The organism is Bradyrhizobium diversitatis, from assembly GCF_016031635.1.
Lineage (GTDB): Bacteria > Pseudomonadota > Alphaproteobacteria > Rhizobiales > Xanthobacteraceae > Bradyrhizobium > Bradyrhizobium diversitatis.
Genome location: NZ_JACEGD010000039.1, coordinates 35460 through 56445, shown reverse-complemented (window position 1 = coordinate 56445; position 20986 = coordinate 35460). Strand labels below are relative to the sequence as shown.

Annotated in this window: 20 protein-coding genes; 7 read left to right on the top strand and 13 right to left on the bottom strand. The window is 64.2% G+C overall.

Annotated elements, in window-relative coordinates:
* Window positions 1–497 precede the first annotated feature (497 nt).
* Together H1B27_RS32180 and H1B27_RS32175 are read right to left on the bottom strand one after the other, a co-directional pair.
* Window positions 498–947 carry a DsrE family protein gene (locus H1B27_RS32180; RefSeq protein ID WP_197968827.1) on the bottom strand — a complete coding sequence of 150 codons (450 nt, stop codon included), beginning with the start codon at window positions 945–947 and terminating at the stop codon, window positions 498–500.
* Window positions 948–987: 40 nt separating this feature from the next.
* Window positions 988–1611: a hypothetical protein gene (locus H1B27_RS32175; protein WP_197968826.1), complete on the bottom strand. Its 624-nt coding sequence runs from the start codon at window positions 1609–1611 to the stop codon at window positions 988–990.
* A gap of 319 nt (window positions 1612–1930) precedes the next feature.
* On the opposite strand from H1B27_RS32175, the gene H1B27_RS32170 reads away from it, so the two are divergent.
* Both H1B27_RS32170 and H1B27_RS32165 read left to right on the top strand, forming a co-directional pair.
* The gene (locus H1B27_RS32170) at window positions 1931–3469 is read left to right on the top strand and encodes an SUMF1/EgtB/PvdO family nonheme iron enzyme (RefSeq protein WP_197968825.1); all 1539 of its coding nucleotides are present in this window, start codon (window positions 1931–1933) and stop codon (window positions 3467–3469) included.
* A 118-nt stretch (window positions 3470–3587) separates the two neighbouring features.
* Window positions 3588–4037: a DUF4399 domain-containing protein gene (locus H1B27_RS32165; RefSeq protein ID WP_197968824.1), complete on the top strand. Its 450-nt coding sequence runs from the start codon at window positions 3588–3590 to the stop codon at window positions 4035–4037.
* On the opposite strand, the gene H1B27_RS32160 is transcribed toward H1B27_RS32165, so the two are convergent.
* The 10 genes from H1B27_RS32160 to pqqA form a co-directional block, all read right to left on the bottom strand.
* Window positions 4038–5093: a 2-oxoacid:ferredoxin oxidoreductase subunit beta gene (locus tag H1B27_RS32160; RefSeq protein WP_061879426.1), complete on the bottom strand. Its 1056-nt coding sequence runs from the start codon at window positions 5091–5093 to the stop codon at window positions 4038–4040. It abuts the gene before it with no gap.
* Window positions 5094–5265: 172 nt separating this feature from the next.
* Complete coding sequence (locus H1B27_RS32155; RefSeq protein WP_197968823.1) at window positions 5266–7113, bottom strand: 2-oxoacid:acceptor oxidoreductase subunit alpha; 1848 nt, start codon at window positions 7111–7113, stop codon at window positions 5266–5268.
* Window positions 7083–8882, bottom strand: a complete 1800-nt coding sequence (locus H1B27_RS32150; RefSeq protein ID WP_197968822.1) for an FAD-dependent oxidoreductase — start codon at window positions 8880–8882, stop codon at window positions 7083–7085. Before H1B27_RS32150 ends, H1B27_RS32155 begins: the two co-directional genes overlap by 31 nt.
* Before the next feature lie 358 nt (window positions 8883–9240).
* Complete coding sequence (locus tag H1B27_RS32145; RefSeq protein ID WP_061879429.1) at window positions 9241–9918, bottom strand: DUF4286 family protein; 678 nt, start codon at window positions 9916–9918, stop codon at window positions 9241–9243.
* A gap of 160 nt (window positions 9919–10078) precedes the next feature.
* Window positions 10079–11065 carry a prolyl aminopeptidase gene (pip, locus tag H1B27_RS32140; RefSeq protein WP_197968821.1) on the bottom strand — a complete coding sequence of 329 codons (987 nt, stop codon included), beginning with the start codon at window positions 11063–11065 and terminating at the stop codon, window positions 10079–10081.
* A complete protein-coding gene (gene pqqE, locus H1B27_RS32135) occupies window positions 11055–12236 on the bottom strand; it encodes a pyrroloquinoline quinone biosynthesis protein PqqE (RefSeq protein WP_197968820.1) in 1182 nt (393 codons plus the stop codon). The genes pip and pqqE overlap by 11 nt, the downstream gene beginning before the upstream one ends.
* On the bottom strand, window positions 12233–12544 hold the full coding sequence (pqqD, locus tag H1B27_RS32130; protein WP_061879432.1) for a pyrroloquinoline quinone biosynthesis peptide chaperone PqqD: 312 nt from the start codon (window positions 12542–12544) through the stop codon (window positions 12233–12235). The genes pqqE and pqqD overlap by 4 nt, the downstream gene beginning before the upstream one ends.
* Before the next feature lie 12 nt (window positions 12545–12556).
* Window positions 12557–13336: a pyrroloquinoline-quinone synthase PqqC gene (pqqC, locus tag H1B27_RS32125; protein ID WP_197968819.1), complete on the bottom strand. Its 780-nt coding sequence runs from the start codon at window positions 13334–13336 to the stop codon at window positions 12557–12559.
* Window positions 13333–14262, bottom strand: a complete 930-nt coding sequence (gene pqqB / locus H1B27_RS32120) for a pyrroloquinoline quinone biosynthesis protein PqqB (RefSeq protein WP_197968818.1) — start codon at window positions 14260–14262, stop codon at window positions 13333–13335. The genes pqqC and pqqB overlap by 4 nt, the downstream gene beginning before the upstream one ends.
* Before the next feature lie 133 nt (window positions 14263–14395).
* A complete protein-coding gene (gene pqqA, locus H1B27_RS32115) occupies window positions 14396–14476 on the bottom strand; it encodes a pyrroloquinoline quinone precursor peptide PqqA (RefSeq protein ID WP_007595659.1) in 81 nt (26 codons plus the stop codon).
* 261 nt (window positions 14477–14737) lie between these two features.
* Here pqqA and H1B27_RS32110 point away from each other — a divergent pair, with 261 nt between their 5' ends.
* From H1B27_RS32110 to tarD, 5 genes are all read left to right on the top strand, one after another.
* Complete coding sequence (locus H1B27_RS32110; protein WP_061879435.1) at window positions 14738–14995, top strand: DUF6894 family protein; 258 nt, start codon at window positions 14738–14740, stop codon at window positions 14993–14995.
* A gap of 206 nt (window positions 14996–15201) precedes the next feature.
* Entirely contained in the window at window positions 15202–16602 is a 1401-nt protein-coding gene (locus H1B27_RS32105; protein ID WP_197968817.1) for an amidase family protein, read from the top strand.
* A 2-nt stretch (window positions 16603–16604) separates the two neighbouring features.
* Complete coding sequence (locus H1B27_RS32100; RefSeq protein ID WP_061879436.1) at window positions 16605–17081, top strand: glutathione peroxidase; 477 nt, start codon at window positions 16605–16607, stop codon at window positions 17079–17081.
* 11 nt (window positions 17082–17092) lie between these two features.
* On the top strand, window positions 17093–17335 hold the full coding sequence (locus tag H1B27_RS32095) for a DUF3297 family protein (protein WP_029674077.1): 243 nt from the start codon (window positions 17093–17095) through the stop codon (window positions 17333–17335).
* A gap of 154 nt (window positions 17336–17489) precedes the next feature.
* Complete coding sequence (gene tarD, locus H1B27_RS32090; RefSeq protein WP_197968816.1) at window positions 17490–18659, top strand: D(-)-tartrate dehydratase; 1170 nt, start codon at window positions 17490–17492, stop codon at window positions 18657–18659.
* Between the two features lie 664 nt (window positions 18660–19323).
* Here tarD and H1B27_RS32085 read toward each other — a convergent pair.
* Window positions 19324–20676, bottom strand: a complete 1353-nt coding sequence (locus H1B27_RS32085) for a malonyl-CoA decarboxylase (protein ID WP_197968815.1) — start codon at window positions 20674–20676, stop codon at window positions 19324–19326.
* Between the last annotated feature and the right edge of the window lie 310 nt (window positions 20677–20986).

The following is a 20986-nucleotide window of genomic DNA, read 5'->3' as shown; positions in this document are numbered from 1 at the left end:
TCGATCCAGTCCCAATCGACCTTGCCGGCAAGCTGAACCAGCTCGTGCTTCATATTGATGATCTGGTCCAGCCTGGCCCGGAACAGATCGCCCGATTCCGTCGTCCTGTGCTTCTTCGGTCGCATCGCCACCTCCGATGCGACGACGGAATCATGACTGGCGATTCGACGGAATCCTGAAAATGAAATTGCAAGGTTCCGATGCCCCAAGCATCAAAACCCTGCAATCGCAAAACAGCCCACAAAGACAAATGCGATTCTAGCTCAATCGCTTAGCCGCTCTTCACGGACGACTAACTAGGAAGTTATGGATAACTCATAACCACAGGGTTATGGATAGGTCAAGCGGGATATGAGGCTGGGCGTTCGCGCGCGGCTCTCTCATTCGTCATCGCGAGGAGCTCTTGCGACGAAGCAATCCAGTCTGCCTCCGCAGAGGGACTGGATTGCTTCGCTGCGCTCGCAATGACGGAGAATGAGGCGACGTCTCTTCAGCCCTTACGGCCGCAGATACAAATATCCCTGCGACTGCAATTCGGCCAACCGGACCACGCCGCCGTTCTCCGCGCTGACGAAGCCAGGCAGCAGCTCCTTCAGCGTCACGTTCTGCGCCTTCATGGTGTTGCCGCAGGCGGCGAGCTCGACGCCGTCCCTGGAGAACGCGCCGACGCGCTTGCTGACATCGGGATTGGCCTGCGCTGCGTGAAACGCCTTCAGCGCCGGCCCGTGGATCACCAGCGCGAGGGTCACGTGCTCGGGACCACCGACGCCGTCGATGTGGTTCTGGATGTTGCCGAGCACGAAATTGACCTTCTCGGCATCGTTGAGATGATAGACGACCTTCAGCTTGTTGCTCGCAGCGGCTTCCGTCGCAGCTTTCGCGCTGGAGGCGCCGAGCGCCGCACCCAGGGCCGAGACGGCGCTCCACAAGATGTTCCGTCGGTTCATGGCGATCTCCTTCGGCTCGACCGAGTTCGCGCGAGAGTTATCACTTGTGGCGTAGTGCGGCGAGCTCCTTGCGATCGGTCACGAGCGAGGCGCACTCGCTGTTGTCGGTGCGGTCGAGACGGAAAATCTTGTCGTCGGCGCCGGCGACCAGCGATTGCTCGGCGTCGTCGTCCGGCTTGTTGTTCTGCCAGACCCTGATCCGCTCGAGGCGGACGATCGCGGATTTGTTGTCCTTGGACAGCGCCACTTCGATCCCGCCGCCTTCGCAGTCCACGCCGCAGCCCAGGCGGACCTCGTCGCCCTGACTGAGAAGCACCGCGTGGCTGCCGCACGAGCCGCTGGAGTCGAAATCGCCGGATCGATGGCGATAGCGAAAACCCAGACGGAAGGAATTGTGCAGCTGCTTGTCCTCCTTGTCGGTTTCCGCCGAGATCAGCAGCTTCATGGAAGCCACCTTCTGCTTGGGATGCCGCGCCAGATGCTCGGCATCGTAGCGGCGGACGAAGCAGGCATAGGATTTGGTGCCGGGTATCTCCGAATAGAGCCGCGCGTTGAAGGCATCGGCTTCGGCCTTTGTGGTCTCCCGGACCTTGTCGGCCTCATCCGCATGGGCGACGCCGGTCAGGGCAGCGAAAGCCAGGGCAGCAATGAGGGAGAGCTTCATGATGGCCTCGGGGGGACGACTTTACCGCAGCACAACAGAACTGCTGTCCATTAGACGCCCGGCAGATGCACTGCGTTCAACTTCGCACGTCGCGCGTGTGAGCAGCGCGCAGGGGACACGGGCCAGTAGCCCTTCGTCGGGCCTTAGTCATTGCTGCGATCAAGAAGGTTCAATGCGTGCAGCGCCCTGGTTCTTTGGAACCCGACGCCGGCGATCGCTGCGACATTGTCTCGGTTCGTCAATGTGATAGCCTTCACAGACGGCCGCCTTTGGCCGTCGTAAGATGGGACTGCCTCGCAAGTTTCTGGAGTCCCCCCGCATGGGCGAAATTCGCAACTTCAGATCCGGAAATCAGGATGAGCCGCCGCCACACAGCGGAGTGCCTCGTCGACTCGCCGCGATCATCGTCGGTGACATCGCCTCCTACAGTCGGTTGATGCAGGCCGACGAGGAAGGCACGCATGTTCGCGTCAAGCGGATCGAGCGGGATCTCATCCAGCCCAGCATCATCGAACACCATGGAAGCCTGGTGAAGACGACCGGCGACGGCTTCATCGCCATCTTCGACAGTCCCGTGGAGGCCGTTCGATGCAGCATCGTCATCCAGCAGAATCTCATCGGCCGCAACGCCTCGCTTCCCAAGCATTCCCGGCTCGAATATCGGATTGGCGTCAATCTCGGCGATGTCATCGTGGAGCCGGACGACATCTATGGTGACGGCGTCAACATCGCCACGCGTATCGAGGGCATCGCGGAACCGGGGCAGGTCTACATCTCCGGCGCGATCTACGAACAGATCAAGCACAAGGTCGTGTGCGGCTATGAGTCGCTCGGCGACCGCAAGGTCAAGAACATCACCGATCCCGTGCGCGTCTATCGGGTGCTGCCGGATGCCGATGCCGTCGGCAAGACAAGAAGCCGGCGCGAGAACACGCTGATCTTTCTCCTGGGCATCACGCTGCTGGTCATTGCCGCCGGCGCACTCTGGTATTTGCTGGCGCAGCCTCAGGGCAGGGTGGGCGAGCAGGTCGCAACGCCCGCCGCTTCTCCGGCGCCGAGCCCCGCTCCGCAAGCCCCGCCGCGTGAAGCGGCGACGCAGGCGCCGCAGGTGCCGCAACCGTCTCCCTCATTGGCTTCGGCGCCTTCATCGCCCGCGCCGGCGCCAAGCGCGTCCGCGACCCCGGTGCGCGAGCCCGAAATGGTCGCTATTCGCGGCGGCAGTTTCGCGATGGGAAGCAATGATGATCCGACCGAGCGTCCCGTCCACCAGGTCACCGTCAAGCCGTTCTCGATCGGAAAATATCCGGTGACGGTGCGGGAGTGGAACGAATGCGCGGCTGCGGGCGCGTGTGGTTTCACCGCGACCGGCAAGGACGATGCGCCGGTCAGCAACGTGAGCTGGACTGACGCGCAGCAATATGCCGCCTTTCTGTCGCAGGCGACGAAGAAGCCGTATCGGCTCCCGAGCGAGGCCGAATGGGAATACGCGGCCCGCGGCGGAACGCAAACCAAGTATTGGTGGGGCGACAAGCTCCAGCCGGGCATGGCCGGATGCAAGGACTGCGGCGACCTCGCCGCCGAGCAGCCGGCGAAGGTCGGCAGCTTCAAGCCCAATCCATTCGGGCTCCATGACATGGGCGGCGGCATTGATCAGTGGGTCGAGGACTGCTGGCACAAGAACTATCAGGGTGCGCCGGTCGACGGTTCGGCATGGACGAGCGGCGACTGCTCATCGCACGTCCTGCGCTCGGGCTCCTGGAAGAACGATGCGAGATACGTGCGGCCGTCCAATCGCGATGGCTACGATACCAATGTCCGTTATCCCACGCATGGATTCCGGATCGCGCTCAGTCCCTGACGCATGATCCGGAAAAGCGTGCAGCGGTTTTCCGAAAGGATCATGCTCAAACAATAACCTAAGGCGCGATGACGATTCATCTCGATCGCATCGCGCTTTTTGAGCTGGAGTAGGTTTGATGAAGATCATTTGCTGCGCGGCGCTGGCGGCGGCGCTCGCATTGCTGCCGGGCACGGCTTGCTCGCAGGGCAAGACCGCTCCCAAGGACGCGAAGCTCTATTTCATCACGCCGCAGGACGGGCAGAAGATCCGTGGCGGGTTCTGGGTGCGGTTCGGCCTGCGCAATATGGGCGTCACGCATGCCGGCGACGACTACCAGAACGCCGGTCATCATCATTTGCTGGTCGACGTCAACAATCCCATCGATCCCAAGGAACCGATCCCGCAGGACAAGTCCCATCTGCATTTCGGAGCAGGGCAGACCGAGACGTTTCTCGAGCTTCCGCCCGGCACGCACACGCTGCAGCTGGTGCTCGGCGATGCGAAGCACTATCCGTTCGAACCGCCCGTCGTGTCCGAGAAGATCACCGTGCGAGTCAGGCAGCCCGTTTCGGTCCGGCGCCGATGATCACCGCAGGCTGGCGTTGAACTTGTCCAGCACCGCCGAGCCCGGGCACAGCGAGTCCGCCTCCAGGCTGTTGAGCGGCGTCTCGACCGTATTGAGATGCTCGTGCATGTCTTCCGCGTCGGGATCGACATAGAGCAGGCCGGTGACGATCTGGCCCTTGGCGGCGTGCTTCTGCAGGAAGGTCATCGCGCCCAGGCGGTCATGCGGATCGTAGTCGGCATCGATCTTGCGCAGCGCAATCCTGCTGCCGTCGTGCTGCTCGACCACCTGCACCGTCCCCGGCGCGTAATCGACGGCGATCGGATCGCGGCCGACCAGCACGTCGAGCCGGTTCACCGCGTCGTTGTGCTCGCGGACATAGTCGAAGCTCTTGGTCGAGCCGGCGTGATTGTTGAAGGCGATGCAGGGGCTGATGACGTCGATGAAGGAGGCGCCCTTGTGGCCGATCGCGGCGGCGATCAGCGGCACCAGCTGGCTCTTATCGCCGGAGAACGAGCGCGCGACGAAGGTGGCCCCCAGCTGCAGGGCGATCGCGACGAGGTCGATCGGGTTGTCGGTATTGGTGACGCCTTTCTTGCTCTTCGAGCCGCGGTCGGCGGTCGCCGAGAACTGGCCCTTGGTCAGGCCGTAGACGCCGTTGTTCTCGACGATATAGGTCATGTTGACGCCGCGGCGGATCGAATGCGCGAACTGGCCGAAACCGATCGAGGCGGAATCGCCGTCGCCGGAGACGCCGAGATAGATCAGGTCGCGGTTGGCGAGGTTGGCGCCGGTCAGCACGGATGGCATACGGCCGTGCACGGAGTTGAAGCCGTGCGAATTGCCGAGGAAATAGTCCGGCGTCTTCGACGAGCAGCCGATGCCGGAGATCTTTGCCACCCGGTGCGGCTCGATCGAGAGTTCGTAGCAGGCCTCGATGATCGAGGCCGTGATCGAATCGTGGCCGCAGCCGGCACACAGCGTCGAGATCTTGCCCTCGTAGTCGCGATGCGTGTAGCCGAGCTCGTTCTTCTTCAGGCCCGGATGATGGAATTTCGGCTTTGCGATGTAGGTCATGCCCGTCTCTCTCTGCTCCCTCTCCGCAATCCGACGTCTCTTTGCACTCGGCCGAGCCGTCGCAACCGCACTCCGTCATTGCGAGCGCAGCGAAGCAATCCAGAGTCTTTCCACGGAGGCAGTCTGGATTGCTTCGCTGCGCTCGCAATGACGATGTGGATGCAGCTTGCCATCATGACACGGCCTTGCGGAGCGGGGTCACCTTGAGGTGATCCTGGTGGTCGCCAATGGCCTTGGCGATGAAGCGGGCGGTGATCGGTGTGCCGTCGTAATGCACGATTGGCACGAGGCGGACGGGATCGATGCCGTTCTCGTTGACGATGAGCTGGCGCAGCTGGCTGTCGCGGTTCTGCTCGACCACATAGACGAAATCGTGCTCGGCGAGGAAGCTCGCGACGCTCGAGTGGAACGGGAAGGCGCGGATGCGCAGGCGGTCGAGCTGATGCCCGCGCGCCTCGAGCAACCCGATCGCCTCGTCCATCGCCGGCGAGGTCGAGCCGAAATAGATCACGCCATATTTGGTTGGACGCTCCGCATTGGCCTGCAGCGGCCGCGGCACCAGGTCCTGTGCAGTCTCGAACTTGCGCACCAGGCGCTGCATGTTGTCGGCGTAGACCGTGCCTTCCTCGGAGTAACGCGCATAGCGGTCGCGCGACGTGCCGCGGGTGAAATAGGAGCCCTTGGTCGGATGTGTGCCGGGATAGGTGCGGTAGGGAATGCCGTCGCCGTCGACGTCGAGATAGCGGCCGAAGTCGCGGCCCTCCTCCAGCATCTCTGCGGTCATGATCTTGCCGCGGTCATACTGCTTGGCGTCGTCCCATTTCAGCGGACGGGAGAGCCGGTGGTTCATGCCGATGTCGAGATCGAGCATCAGGAAGATGGTGGTCTGGAGCCGTTCGGCGAGGTCGAAGGCGGCCGCCGCGAACTCGAACGCCTCGGCGGGGTCTTCCGGGAATAGCAGCACGTGCTTGGTGTCGCCATGCGAAGCATAGGCGCAGGCGATGATGTCGCATTGCTGGGTGCGGGTCGGCATGCCCGTGGAGGGGCCGGCGCGCTGGATGTTCATGATCACGGCCGGGATCTCGGCGAAATAGGAGAGGCCGATGAATTCCGTCATCAGCGAAATGCCGGGGCCCGAGGTCGCGGTGAAGGCGCGGGCGCCGTTCCAGGACGCGCCGATGACGATGCCGATGGAGGCCAGCTCGTCCTCGCCCTGCACGATCGCGTACTTCGCCTTGCCCGTCTCCGGATCGTGCCGGTACTTCTTGCAGTGGGCGGTGAACGCCTCCGCCACCGACGAGGACGGCGTGATCGGATACCACGCGCACACCGTGGCGCCGCCATAGACCGCGCCGAGCGCGGCGGCGCTGTTGCCCTCGATGAAGATGCGGTCGCCGACCTTGTCGGATTTCTTCACCCTGAGCCCGATCGGGCATTTCAGGTTCTGCAGCGCCCAGTCGCGTCCGAGATGCAGCGCGTGCACGTTGGACGACAGCAGCTTCTCCTTGCCCTTGTACTGCTCGCCGATCAGCTGCTCGATCAGCTTGGGGTCCATGTCGAGCAGCGCCGAGAGCGCGCCCAAATAGATGATGTTCTTGAACAGCTGGCGCTGGCGCGGATCGGTATAGGTCGAGTTGGTGATCGCGGTCAGCGGCACGCCGATCACGGTGATGTCGTCGCGGAATTTGGTCGACGGCATCGGCTTGGTGGAATCGTAGAACAGGTAGCCGCCGGGCTCGATGCCGGCGACATCCTTGTCCCAGGTCTGCGGGTTCATCGCCACCATCATGTCGACGCCGCCGCGGGCGCCGAGATGGCCGGCTTCCGTCACCCGCACCTCGTACCAGGTCGGCAGGCCCTGGATGTTGGAGGGGAAGATGTTGCGCGGCGACACCGGCACGCCGTGGCGCAGGATCGCGCGGGCGAACATCTCGTTGGCGCTGGCCGAGCCCGAGCCGTTGACGTTGGCGAAGCGGACGACGAAGTCGTTTACGCTGCTGATCGGCTTTTTGTCGGACATGTCGAACCTGCGTGGGTCATCTCGATCAAATATTTCTGCATGTCCCAGGCACCGGTGGGACACCGCTCGGCGCACAGCCCGCAATGCAGGCAGACGTCCTCGTCCTTGACCATCACCCGGCCGGTCTTGAGGTCGCCGGAGACGTAGAGATCCTGGTCCGGATGGAGTGAAGGCGCCTTCAGGCGCTGGCGCAGGTCGCTTTCCTCGCCGTTATCAGTGAAGGTGATGCAATCCATCGGGCAGATGTCGACGCAGGCATCGCACTCGATGCAGAGCGAGGTCGAGAACACGGTCTGCACGTCGCAGTTCAGGCAGCGATGCGCCTCGCCGAGCGCGAGCTTGACGTCGTAGCCGAGCTCGACCTCGGCGCGGATGTCCTTGAGCGCGACGACCTTGTCGCGATGCGGCACCTTGTAGCGCTTGTCGACGGAGATGTCGTTGTCATAGCTCCATTCGTGGATGCCCATCTTCTGCGATGAGACCTGCACGTCGGGCAGCGGGCGCTCGGTAATGTCCTCGCCCGAGAGCATCTTGTGGATCGACAGCGCGGCGTCATGGCCGTGCGCGACCGCCCAGATGATGTTCTTCGGCCCGAACGCGGCGTCGCCGCCGAAGAACACTTTCGGGTTGGTCGAGACGAACGTCCTCGCATCGACCTTCGGCATGTGCCATTTGTCGAACTCGATGCCGCAATCCTGCTCGATCCAGGGGAAGGCGTTCTCCTGGCCGACCGCGACCAGCACGTCGTCGCAGGGAATGGTCTGATCGGGGTCGCCCGAAGGCACGAGGTTACGGCGGCCTTTGGCGTCATATTCGGCTTTGACGTGCTGGAAGGTGACGCCGATGAGCTTGCCGGCGACCTGCTTGAATGCCACCGGCACCATGTAGTTGAGGATCGGAATATCCTCGTGGATCGCGTCCTCCTTCTCCCACGGCGAGGCCTTCATCTCCTCGAAGCCGGAGCGCACGATCACCGTGACTTTCTCGCCGCCGAGGCGGCGCGCGGTTCGGCAGCAATCCATCGCGGTGTTGCCGCCGCCGAGCACGATCACGCGCTTGCCGATCTTGTCGACATGGCCGAACGACACGTTGGCCAGCCATTCGATGCCGATATGGATGTTGCCGGCGGCTTCCTTCCGGCCGGGAATGTCGAGCTCGCGGCCGCGCGGCGCGCCGGAGCCGACGAAGATCGCATCATATTTCTCCGCCAGCAGCGATTTCATGCTGTCGATGCGGTGACCGCCCTTGAACTCGACACCGAGACCCAGGATGTAGCCGGTCTCCTCGTCGATCACCGAATTGGGCAGGCGGAATTTCGGAATCTGCGTGCGCATCATGCCGCCGGCTTCCGGATCGGCATCGAACACCGTGCAATGATAGCCGAGCGGGGCGAGATCGCGCGCCACCGTCAGCGAGGCGGGGCCGCCGCCGACCAGCGCGATACGCTTGCCGTTCTTCGGCGCGGGCCGCGGCAGGCGCTGCCTGATGTCGTCCTTGAAGTCTGCGGCGACGCGCTTGAGGCGGCAGATCGCGACCGGAGTCTCCTCGACCCGTCCGCGGCGACACGCGGGCTCGCAGGGACGATCGCAGGTGCGTCCCAGGATTCCGGGAAACACGTTCGACTTCCAATTGATCATGTAGGCGTCGCTGTAGCGGCCTTGTGCGATCAGTCGGATGTATTCGGGAACCGGGGTGTGCGCAGGACAGGCCCATTGGCAATCGACCACTTTGTGAAAGTAGTCGGGGGCCGCGATATCGGTCGGTTTCATTCCTACCCTGTCCGCGCAGGCTCAAAGACCCCGCGGCCTTTTTTGTTTGAGCGTGGCGGACGCTTAACGCATCTCGATCTGGTTTCTGAATGACGTCATTGGGTTAGCTTATTAGAACCGTTCCGAAGTACAACGGCAAATTTGCGCGCGGCACGGCTTTCATGGGAGCTACGCGTGCACAGCATTAACGGCGTGCGCAGGCATGCGGCGGTGCAGCATGTTGCGCTGCGCTCCATTCACGTCATTGCGAGGAGCCCTTGCGACGAAGCAATCCAGAGTGTCACTGCGGCCGCAGTCTGGATTGCTTCGCTGCGCTCGCAATGACGGCGTCGGTGGACAGCGCGGCAATCCCGCTACATCAGTTCTGCGCGATGTCGCTCTTCGCGAGATCCCACATCAGGCAGTAGGTGCCGACGGAGACGGGAGGCGGCAACGGGGATGCGGCAGGTCCCGTGAAGCGCTCGGCGATCACGGCCGAGACTGCGCCGATATGCGTGCCGTCGATCAGCACGAACCAGTCGCGCGCGCCTTCATTAGCTGTCGCCGGAATTCCTGCCGTTGCACCCGACAGTTCCGGCTCGCTCTCGAGCAGATGCATGGAGATGATGCCGTCGCGCGTCTCCGGCATCAGTCTGTCTTGCAGTGCATCACGCCACGCTCCCGCATTGTCGGGCGTCGGCCGCAGACGCACCAGGCCGAGCGCGGCCCCGCGCCCGGTGCCGTTGCTGATGGTGATGCGCGCGACGACGCGCAGCATGTCCTTGAAGCGCGCCATGGTCTGCCGCGACCAGTCGGTCGGATTCGCGAGCCGCGCCCGATAGGCGGGGCTGTCGAGCACGTCGAGCGTCGCGGTCGAATACAGGCTGAGATATTTGGGATTGGCGGCATGCGCGACATAGCGCCGCGCTTCGAGGAACCCCTCGATCGCGACGCGCTCTTCCAGATGCTCACGATCGTACCAGCGGTTGAAATCGGCCTCATCGGCTGCGTCGATGTTCATCGACGTCAGCAGCATGCCTTTCGCGGCGAGCGGCACTTTCTTGTTGTCCTTCCCATGCGAACCCAGACCCTGATGGTGAGCATCCGGACGATGCTACGCATCGCCGGGTGAACCATGCAGGCCCCGCTGCTGTATCTCGGCCTTTCATCCTTCGAGACGCGCTCTCCGAGCGCTCCTCAGGATGAGGAGATAGACTCTAATGCCCGATCTTCGACGCGAGGTCCGCAATCGACTTCATGACGGCATCCCTCACGCCGCCATCATAGAGCGAATGTCCGGCCTCTTCCACGACGCGAATCTCGGAACCCGGCCAAACTTTCGCGAGCGCCTGGGATGTCCCGGGAGGACATAACAGGTCGTAGCGGCCCTGTACGATGATGCCGGGAATGCCGGCGAGACGATGCGCGTTTCGCAACAGCTGGTCTTCGCTCATGAAGCTGTCGTTGACGAAATAATGCGCCTCCATGAAAGGCGTCGCCGGCAGTGTGCGCCAGACGTTCAGCGCGGCGAGGTCCAGCCGGGTCCGTGCCGGCTTGTGCTCGGACAGGGTGCGTTCAACGTCGTGCCAGGCCCGCGCCGCGGGACCGTGCACGGCAGGATCGGCATCGAGGATACGGCGCCAATAGGCGCCCACCGGTTGCGCGCGCTCCTCGCTCGTCAGCACGCTCAGGAAATCCTCGTAGAGCGCGGGATAGAACTGGGACAGGCGCGAGGTGAAGGCCGCCTCGACCTCCGCCCGCGTGCCAAGGAAGGTTGCGCGCAGCGCAATGCCGGAGACGCGCTCCGGATGCGCCTCGGCGTAGGCTAGCGCCAGCGTCGCGCCCCAGGAGCCGCCGACCACCATCCAGCGTGTGAAGCCGAATTTCTCGCGGATCTTCTCCATGTCCGCGACCAGATGCGCCGTGGTGTTGTCCGCGCGCGATCCCTTGGGCCGGCTGCGGCCGCAGCCGCGCTGGTCGAACAATACGGCGCAGAAACGATCAGGGTCGAACAGTCGGCGATGGTCGGGCTGGCAGCCGCTGCCGGGCCCGCCATGCAGATAGACAGCAGGGATTCCGTCAGCGCGGCCGACGCTCTCGACATGGAGCTCGTGGCCGTCGCCGACATCGAGCATGTCGGAGGTCAGCGGCGCAAAGGGGTCGGCGCGTTTGACCGCGCTGGCCGCGTCGGCGTCAGGCATCATTCTCGGATTCCAGAGTGCCGCCGGCGAAATTGCGATAGAGGAAGCGGTTGGTCTCGCCTTCGGCTTCGCGCTCGGCCTGCTTGAAGATCGTCTCGTGCAGCGGCGACAGCGCGCAGGCCGGATCGGTATTGGCCGCATCACCCGTCAGCGCGAAGGCCTGGCAGCGGCAGCCGCCGAAATCGATCTCGCGGAACTCGCAAGATTTGCACGGCTCCTTCATCCAGCCGGTGCCACGATAGCGATTGAAGGCCTCGGAATTCTGCCAGATCCAGGCGATCGAATGGTTGGAGCGCACGGATTCGAAGTCGAGCCCGGTGATGCTCTCGGCGGCGTGGCAGGGCAGCACCTTGCCGGCGGGCGAGATGTTGAAGAACTGCCGGCCCCAGCCGCCCATGCATTTCTTCGGCCGCAGCGCGTAATAATCAGGGACGACGTAATCGATCGTCAGCCGGCCCTTCAGCCGCTCGCGTGCCTCCTCGACGATGCGGGTGCATTCGTCGAGCTGCGCCACGGTCGGCATCAAGGCGGCGCGGTTCTTCAGCGCCCAGCCGTAATACTGGACATTGGCGACCTCGAGCCGGTCGGCGTCGAGGTCGAGCGCCATCTGGACGATGTCGGGGAGCTGATGCAGGTTCTGCCGGTGCATCACCGCGTTCACGGTGAGCGGCAGGTCGAGCTCGCGCGTCCATTTCGCGACTTCGAGCTTCTTGCGATGGCCGCCTTTGTAGCCGGCGACGCGATCGGCAAGGCCTTCCTCGATGCCCTGGAAAGAGATCTGCACATGGCAGAGCCCGGCATCCGCGAGATCGCCGAGCTTCTCGCGCGTCAGCAGCACGGCCGAGGTGATCAGGTTGGTATAGAGCCCGGCGTCGCTGGCGTGCTTCACCAGCTCGACGAGGTCCTTGCGCGCGGTCGGCTCGCCGCCGGAGAAATGCACCTGGAGCACGCCGATCTCGGCGAGCTCGCTCAAGACCTTCTTCCATTCCCCAGTGGTCAGCTCCTTGGCCGAGCGGTCGAGCTCGACCGGGTTGGAGCAATAGGGGCATTGCAGCGGGCAGCGATGGGTGATCTCGAGCAGCACCGCGAGCGGGATGCCGAAGGTCTCCGCCGTCGAGCGCTGTTTCTCCAGCACCGCGAGGCTGTCGCTGGGTGGGATGGTCACGTCGCTCATGACGTCTTCTCCCTGATCTCGGTGAGAAAGCCCTTGTCGGCGAGATCCTGCAGCATGGCGATGACATCGGCCAGGATCGCCTCGCGCGGCGCGGCATATTTCGCCGCGAGCTGATCGGCGACGTCGCCGACATTGCGCTCACCGTTGCAGAGCTGCAAGACTTCGACCGCAATGTCGTCGGGCGCCAGCACGCGCTCCGGCGCCAGGATCACCCAGACTTTTCGTGTCTCGTCATATTTCAGCTTGGCATGCCGCGGCAGCACGGGGCGGCTTGCCTCGCTGACGCTGATGTTCCGCGGCCCGGCCATTGCGCTTGTTCCTCAGCTTGCTTTGGGCACGAACGCGCCCGGCGGAATGTGGCCCTCGACATAGGCGTGCTGCAGCGCGTCCAGCTGCACCCACAGCACGTTGGTCTTGAAGATCAGTGCATTGCAGACGGAGGCGCGCTCCTCCGGCGTCCTCGCATGCGTCTTGACATAGTCCAGCGCGAAATTGGCATCGCGCGGCGCCTGGGTCAGGCGGCGCTTGAAGTAGCTCATGATGTCGGGATTGACGAAATCGTAATGCTCCAGCATGCCGGCGATGCGCTCTGCATGCAGGTTCGGCGCGAACAGCTCGGTGAGCGAGGAGGCGATCGCCTCCAGCGGGCTCTTCTCGCGGCAATAGTGGACATAGGCTTCGACCGCGAAGCGCGTCGCCGGCAGGATGCCTTCGGTGGATTCCACATAGGCCGTATCGAGCCCGAGCCCTTCGGTCAGCTTGAGCCAGCGCTCGATGCCGCCCTCGCTGCCGTCGTCGCCGTCATGGTCCTCGATGCGATGGCGCCATTCCAGGCGGGTGGCGCGGTCGCGAAAGCGCGAGATCACCACCGCGTCCTTGATCGGGATCGTGCTCTGGTAATAGTAGCGGTTGAGCGCCCAGGCCTGCACCTGGCCCTTGTTCAGCTTGCCGCCATGCAGCAGCTTATGGAACGGATGCAGGCTGTGATAGCGCGTCGCCCCGATATGGCGCAGCGTCGCCTCGAGCTCATCGGCGCTGGTGAGCCTGATGTCCTTGCCGATCGAGAGTGCGGTCATTCCAGTCAGTGATGCGGCGTTCACAGCACGATCTCCGTTCCATCCGCGGGTATCTGCCAGCCCGCCTGCTCGGCGGCCTTGCGCTCGGGCGAGCCGGGCAGCAGCGCGGGATTCGAGTTATTGATATGCAGAAACAGCTTCCTGTCGATACTGAGGTCGGCCAGCCGCGCGATCGCGCCGTCGTCGCCGGACATGGCGACATGTCCCATGCTCCTGCCGGTCTTGTGGCCGAGGCCGGCCCTGATCATCTCGTCGTCGCGCCAGACCGTGCCGTCGAAGAACACCAGCGCGGCGCCGTCAATCCGGGCCTTGAGCGCGTCGGTCACCTCGGCACAGGCCGCGATGAAGTAGAAGCACTTGCCCGTCGCCCTATCGGTGATCTCAAGGCCCAGCGTGTCGCCGTCGCCGCTCTCGCCGCCCGGATGCGCCTTGCCCTCCAGGTACCAGGCCGACTTGCCCGGCACTGCGAAGGGCAGCACCTCCAGGCCGGCGCGCGCACCATCCGGCAGGCGGGGCTCGAATGGCTCATTGATGCCGATCGGCTGACGCCGCACGTGCTTCTCGTTCAGCACATTGAAGATGCTGTTGCTGTCCAGAATCGCCAGCACTTTCTGATGCGCATAGATTGTGAACGGCGAGCCCTCGCGCATCGACAGCAGGCCCGCCACCGCATCGACTTCGCTGTTGGTCAAGATCACGCCCGCAATCGGCGAGTGACGCAGTGCGGCCGCCTTGGGGTGCAGCTGTGGCGTGGCATTCAGTTGCTGCCGCAGGTCGGGGGAGGCGTTGATCAGGAACCAGTGCTCGCCGTCGCCGCTGAAGGCCACCGAGGCCTGCGTCCTTTGAAGCTCGTGGCCGCCGCTACGGGCCGCCCGGCAGCCCTCGCACCCGCAATTCCATTGCGGAACTCCGCCGCCGGCCCCGGCGCCCAGGACGACGACGCGAAGCATGATCCGTCTCCTGGAGGTAAGGTCGCGAGGTGGATCTCAAGCCCACACAAATCCTGTCTTCCGGAAACGTATCGTGACCGAAAGAGCTCGGGGCGAAAGATCCACCTGCGCGGAACGCACTCTCACCAGCCGCTTACTTGCGGGTGGCGCTCACATACATGTTGATTTCCATGCCGCAGGGCACTTCGACGATCTTCGGGGCTTTCCAGGCCATTTCGGCTCTCCATATTCGCGAATTCGGGACGTATCCGCCCACCCGTTAGACTAATGCTGGCGCAGAACTTCGCCAGTGAAATTTTCCCGACCTAGGTGTAGGCCGGCGGAATTGCTGCACTGCAAAGAGAGCGCTTGCGGCCGCAAAGTTGAGCGAATGCCATGCGCAAAATATCCGATAGGTCGCGATCCCTGTCGGGATAAACGAGTTGTGAGGACGGAACGGCTTCTATTCGGCTACAGGCGACCCCATGGATCAGGCATGCCCAGATATTTCTTCAACACCCGTATCGGCAACGAATTGATCGTGGATCCCGACGGCGAGGACCTGCGCAACCCCGACCGTGCGTGGGAGGTCGCTCGTCAGATGATCCTGGAGGTCGTGAAGTCGGAAGGCACCCAGCGGGCCCTGCTGGAGGCAGTCATCGAGGTGACCGACGCCGACGGTGAGATCGTGCTGGAGTTTCCCTTCACCGAGGCCCTGCTGGACTTGCCCGACCAGTCCGCGACGAGGCATTGAAACCCCGCTCTCTCCCCGTCATTGCGAGCGTAGCGAAGCAATCCAGACTGCCTCCACGGAGGGGGTCTGGATTGCTTCGTCGCAAGGGCTCCTCGCAATGACGGAGAATGTGCGTCGTCCCGCGCCAGCCCCCTTCACCTCCGCGAAAACCGCATGGCTTTGCCGCGTTCGCGGCGCTAAAAGACGCCGGTTACACGGAGCAAGCCATGCAAGATCTCTGGCGCCTGTCGGCTGCCGACCTCGTCACCCTCGTCAAATCCAAAAAGGTGTCCGCCAGGGAGGCTGCGCAGGCCGGCCTCGCGCGCCTGGATGCCGTCAATCCCCAGCTCAACGCGGTGATCGACCACCGGCCGGATGACGTCCTCAGGCAGGCTGATGCCGTCGATGCCGCCATCGCCCGCGGGGAGGACCCCGGCGTGCTCGCCGGCGTGCCCGTCACCATCAAGGCCAATGTCGACCAGGAAGGCTTTGCCACCACCAACGGCCTGAAGCTCCAGCGCGATGTCATCGCGCGCGAGGACAATCCGGTGGTCGCCAATTTCCGGAAATCGGGCGCCATTCTGCTCGGCCGCACCAATTGCCCGGCCTTCTCCTACCGCTGGTTCACCACCAATCTCATTCATGGCGATACCAAGAACCCCCGCGACGCCGCGCTGACGCCGGGCGGCTCCTCCGGCGGCGCCGGCTCGGCGGTCGCGGCCGGCATCGGCCACATCGCCCATGGCACCGACATCGCCGGCTCGATCCGCTATCCCGCCTATGCCTGCGGCGTCCACGGCCTGCGCCCGACGCTCGGCCGCATCCCTGCCTTCAACCCGGCGCTGCCGGAGCGCCCGATCGGGCCGCAGATCATGGCGGTGTCGGGACCCCTGGCGCGCACCGTCAACGACATCAGGATTTCGCTCGAGGCGATGTCGGCCCGCGACATCCGCGATCCCTGGTTCGTGCCGGTGCCGCTGCAAGGCCCCGCGCGGGCCAAGCGCGCCGCGCTCTGCCTCAATCCGGGCGGCCTTGCCACAACGCCGGAGGTGAAGGCCGCGGTGAGCGATGCCGGCAAGCGCCTCGAGCGCGCCGGCTGGACCGTCGACATCATCGAAGACACGCCGCCGATGCGCGAGGCGGTGGAGTGGCAGATCAAGCTCTGGCTCGGCGACGGCTTTGAGGCGCAGCTCGATATGGCCGAGCGCGAGGGCGATCCCGGTGCGCTGGCCTGCCTGCGCGGCAACCGTGCCAGGGTTACGCCGATGGACCAGGCGAACTACGCCAAGGCGCTGACCCGAAGAGCCGCGCTGACCCGCGAATGGATGTTGTTCTTCGAGAAGTACGCCGTGCTGCTGACGCCGGTCTCCGGCGAGCTGCCGTTCCCGGATCATCTCGACCGCAAGGACGACGAATCCTTCAAGCGGGTTTGGGAGGCGCAGCTGCCGCAGATCGCCATTCCGTTCATGGGCCTGCCGGGCCTCGTGGTTTCCACCGGGCTCGTCGGCAAGGCCCCGGTCGGCGTGCATATCGTCTCCGGCCGCTACCGCGAAGACCTTTGCCTGCTCGCGGGCGAAGCGATCGAGGCCGGCGGCGTGCCGCCGTCGCCGATCGATCCCGTGGGCTAGCGATGACCGCCATCTACGACTTCAAGGCCAACTCGCTTGCCGGCGAGGAGGTACCGATGAGGCGTTTCGAGGGACAGGTGCTGCTGATCGTCAACACCGCGAGCAAATGCGGCTTCACGCCGCAATATCGCGGCCTCGAGGATCTCTACCGCGATCTCTCGCCGCGCGGCTTCTCCGTGCTCGGCTTTCCCTGCAACCAGTTCGGGGCGCAGGAGCCGGGGCGCGCGAGCGAGATCCAGGAGTTCTGCTCGACCAATTACGACGTCACCTTCCCGCTGTTTGCGAAGATCGACGTCAACGGGCCGAAGGCGCATCCTCTCTATGACTACCTGAAACGTCAGCAATCCGGCCTTCTCGGCGCCTCCATCAAATGGAATTTCACCAAATTCCTGGTGGACCGTGCCGGCAAGGTGGTCGCGCGCTACGCGCCGACCGCACGGCCCGAAGGATTGCGGCAGCAAATCGAGACCCTGTTGTGAGCGAGACAATCATGAGCGACGAATTTCCGGACCGCCTGTCGGTCGACCCGAACAGCCCCTATTACAACGCGGACATTCTGGCGCGCGACGTCGGCATCCGCTTCAAGGGCATCGAGAAGACCAATGTCGAGGAGTACTGCATCAGCGAAGGCTGGGTCCGCGTCACCGCCGGCAACGCCAAGGATCGCCACGGCAACCCGCTGACCATCAAGGTGCACGGGCCGGTCGAGCCGTATTTCAGGGATAAGAAGTAGCTATCGCGCATCGGGCGCACCACACCCTCCGTCGTCATGCCCGGGCTTGACCCGGGCATCCACGTCTTCGAACTTGCTCCGTGGCAAAGACGTGGATGGCCGGGTCAAGCCCGGCCATGACGAGTGGAGGGAGCTAGCCAGGAAGAGAGAACCCATGTCCGTCCGCATCGTCGACGTCCGCGAGATCACCAAACCGATCTCGTCCCCGATCCGCAACGCCTATATCGACTTCACGAAGATGACGACCAGCCTCGTCGCCGTCGTCACCGACGTGGTCCGCGACGGCAAGCGCGTCGTCGGCTACGGCTTCAACTCGAACGGTCGCTACGGGCAGGGCGGCCTGATCCGCGAGCGCTTCGCCGCGCGCATCCTCGAAGCCGATGCGAGGTCGTTGCTCGATGAAGCCGGCGATAATCTCGACCCCGACAAGGTCTGGGCCGCAATGATGGCCAACGAGAAGCCGGGCGGACATGGCGAGCGCTCCGTCGCAGTCGGCACCATCGACATGGCGGTGTGGGACGCGGTGGCGAAGATCGCAGGCAAGCCGCTGTTTCGCCTGCTCGCCGAACGTCACGGCCTGACCGCCAATCCGCGCGTCTTCGTGTATGCCGCCGGCGGCTACTACTATCCCGGCAAGGGCCTGTCGATGCTGCGCGGCGAGATGCGCGGCTATCTCGATCGCGGCTACAACGTCGTGAAGATGAAGATCGGCGGCGCCGATATCGACGAGGACCGTAAGCGCATCGAGGCCGTGCTGGAAGAGATCGGCAAGGACGCGCAGCTCGCCGTCGACGCCAACGGCCGCTTCGACCTGGAGACGGCGATTGCCTACGCCAAGATGCTGCGGGACTATCCGCTGTTCTGGTACGAGGAGGCCGGCGATCCCCTCGACTACGCGCTGCAGGCTGCGCTCGCCGAATTCTATCCAGGCCCGATGGCGACAGGCGAAAACCTGTTCAGCCACCAGGACGCCCGCAATCTCATTCGCTACGGCGGCATGCGACCCGACCGCGACTGGCTGCAATTCGACTGTGCGCTGTCCTATGGCCTGTGCGAATACCAGCGCACGCTTCAGGTGCTGAAGACCCACGGCTGGTCGCCCAGCCGCTGCATCCCGCATGGCGGCCACCAGATGTCGCTCAACATCGCAGCCGGCCTCGGTCTCGGCGGCAACGAAAGCTATCCCGACCTGTTCCAGCCCTATGGCGGCTTCCCGGACGGCGTCCGCGTCGAGAACGGCCACATCACCATGCCGGAGCTGCCAGGCATCGGCTTCGAAGGCAAGTCCGATCTCTACAAGGAGATGAAGGCGCTGGCGGAGTAGGGGGCGGACGGCCGCGCCGCACGCTCGCTGTCGTCCCGGACAAGCGCGCTCCAAGCGCGCGCCGATCCGGGACCCATAACCCCAGGCAGACGTCGTTTCGCGAAGCTGACAACTCCGAGTCCTCGTAACCACGTTCTCTTGTGGCTATGGGTCCCGGATCTGCGCTTCGCTCTCGACAACGCTACGCGTTGTCGGAGAGCTACGCTTGTCCGGGACGACGACCGAGTGTCGAGCTACGGCCGCGCCATACACTCGCTGTCGTCCCGGACAAGCGCGCTCCAAGCGCGCGCCGATCCGGGACCCATAACCCCAGGCAGACGTCGTTTCGCGAAGCTGACAACTCCGAGTCCTCGTAACTACGCTCTCCTGTGGCTATGGGTCCCGGATCTACGCTTCGCTCTCGACAACGCTACGCGTTGTCGGAGAGCTACGCTTGTCCGGGACGACGACCGAGTGTCGAGCTACGGCCGCGCCACACGCTCGTTGTCGTCCCGGACAAGCGCGCTCCAAGCGCGCGCCGATCCGGGACCCATAACCCCAGGCAGACGTCGTTTCGCGAAGCTGACAACTCCGAGTCCTCGTAACCACGTTCTCTTGTGGCTATGGGTCCCGGATCTGCGCTTCGCTTCGCTGCGCTTGTCCGGGACGACGACTGAGCGAGCCCCTACGACAACCGCATATCCAGCAGCCGTCGTCCCTCGCTCTTCAGCAGCTTCTTCACGGCGCTCGACGCGACCACCTCGCCGTCATTGGCGTAGGCCTCGTGGTTCTTCTCGATGTCGTCGAGGCGGTAGAGGTAGTTGACCATGATGCCTGCCGACTCGCGCAGGCCCTTCGGCGAGAGGTCTCCGAGCCAGTTGATGCGCTCGAGCCTCGCGCCGTTGCCGAGATGGAAGCGCGCGACGGAATCAATCAGCCGGCCCTTCGGCGTGCGTGCCTTGAGGAAGTAGTACGCCGCGAGCGGCTCCAGCACGCTGCGCAGCAGCGCCGCCGTCTCGGGGCTCTCGAACCATTTGGGCTCGTCGAGACGCTTCAGCAGCTCGCGGTCCTCGTCCGACAGAGGCAGGTCCTTGTCCTGCTTCACCCAAGCCATGAAGCCGGGCACCGGCGACAGCGTCACGAAGGTGTCGAGCTTCGGCAATTCGCGGCGCAGCTCTTCCACCACCTGCTTGATCAGGAAGCTGCCGAAGGAGATGCCGCCGAGGCCGCGCTGGGTATTGGAGATCGAATAGAACACGGCGGTGCGCGCGCGCTCGATCGGCAGATGCTGGCGGTCGACCGCAAGCAAGGGCGCGATCGCGCCCGGCATCGTCTCGGTCAGCGCCACCTCGACGAAGATCAGGGGCTCGTCGACCATCGCGGGATGGAAGAAGGCGTAGCAGCGGCGGTCGACCGGATCGATGCGGCGGCGCAGATCGTCCCAGTCGCTGATCTCATGCACGGCTTCGTAGCGGATGATCTTTTCGAGGATGTTGGCCGGGGTCGACCAGTCGATCCTGCGCAGCACGAGAAACCCCCTGTTGAACCACGAAGAGAGAAGGTGCGAGACGTCGCGGTCGAGCGCGGCGAGATCGGTGTGCCCGTTCATCATGCCGAGCAAATCGGCGCGCATGTTGACGAGATCGCCGGTGCCGCCCGGCGCACGGTTGAGGCGGCGGATCAGCTCCTGCCGCCGCGGCTCCGAGGCGAAGTGCAACGAGCTCGCATCCTCGTCGCTCGGCTTGGCGCGCCATTGCTCGATCGCCTTGGACAGGCGCTCCCGATCGGGGCCGAAATCGCGCACTAGTCCCTCGAAGAAGACGCGGCGTCCTGCCGCATCCAACTCCCGGTAGATGTCGAGCACCTCACGCGCTATCGCGGTGCCGGAGGCTTCGCCCCGGCCCGACAGCAACGCATCGCAAAGCTCGATCAGCCCATCGGCATCCCGCTTGGCATCGGCGGAGTCCCCGCGGCGAAGCAGCGTGCGGCCGCGCTCGGAGATGGTGGCGAGCAGGTCGGAGAAGAAGGCATTGGCCATCTGGACTTTTCAATTCCGGTTTGTGCGTTGCGGAAGTTTACACAAGATTTGGGCGGAAGCCGATCACAATCAAGCGGGGGAAATTGGCAACTTCAGTTGGGCGGTGCGTTTCGAGAATGCCGACATGTCCCGCGAAGGCGGTGCGCGCTGGGCGTCCAAGCCTCCACGTCGTCAGGCCGGGCTTGTCCCCGGCCATCCACGCCTTGTCACGCAGCACAAAGAACGTGGATGCCCGGGCCTTCGCCTCGCCGAAGCGGCTTCGGCCGCGCAGGCGGGACGAGCCCGGGCATGACGGCCCTTGCGTTCATTG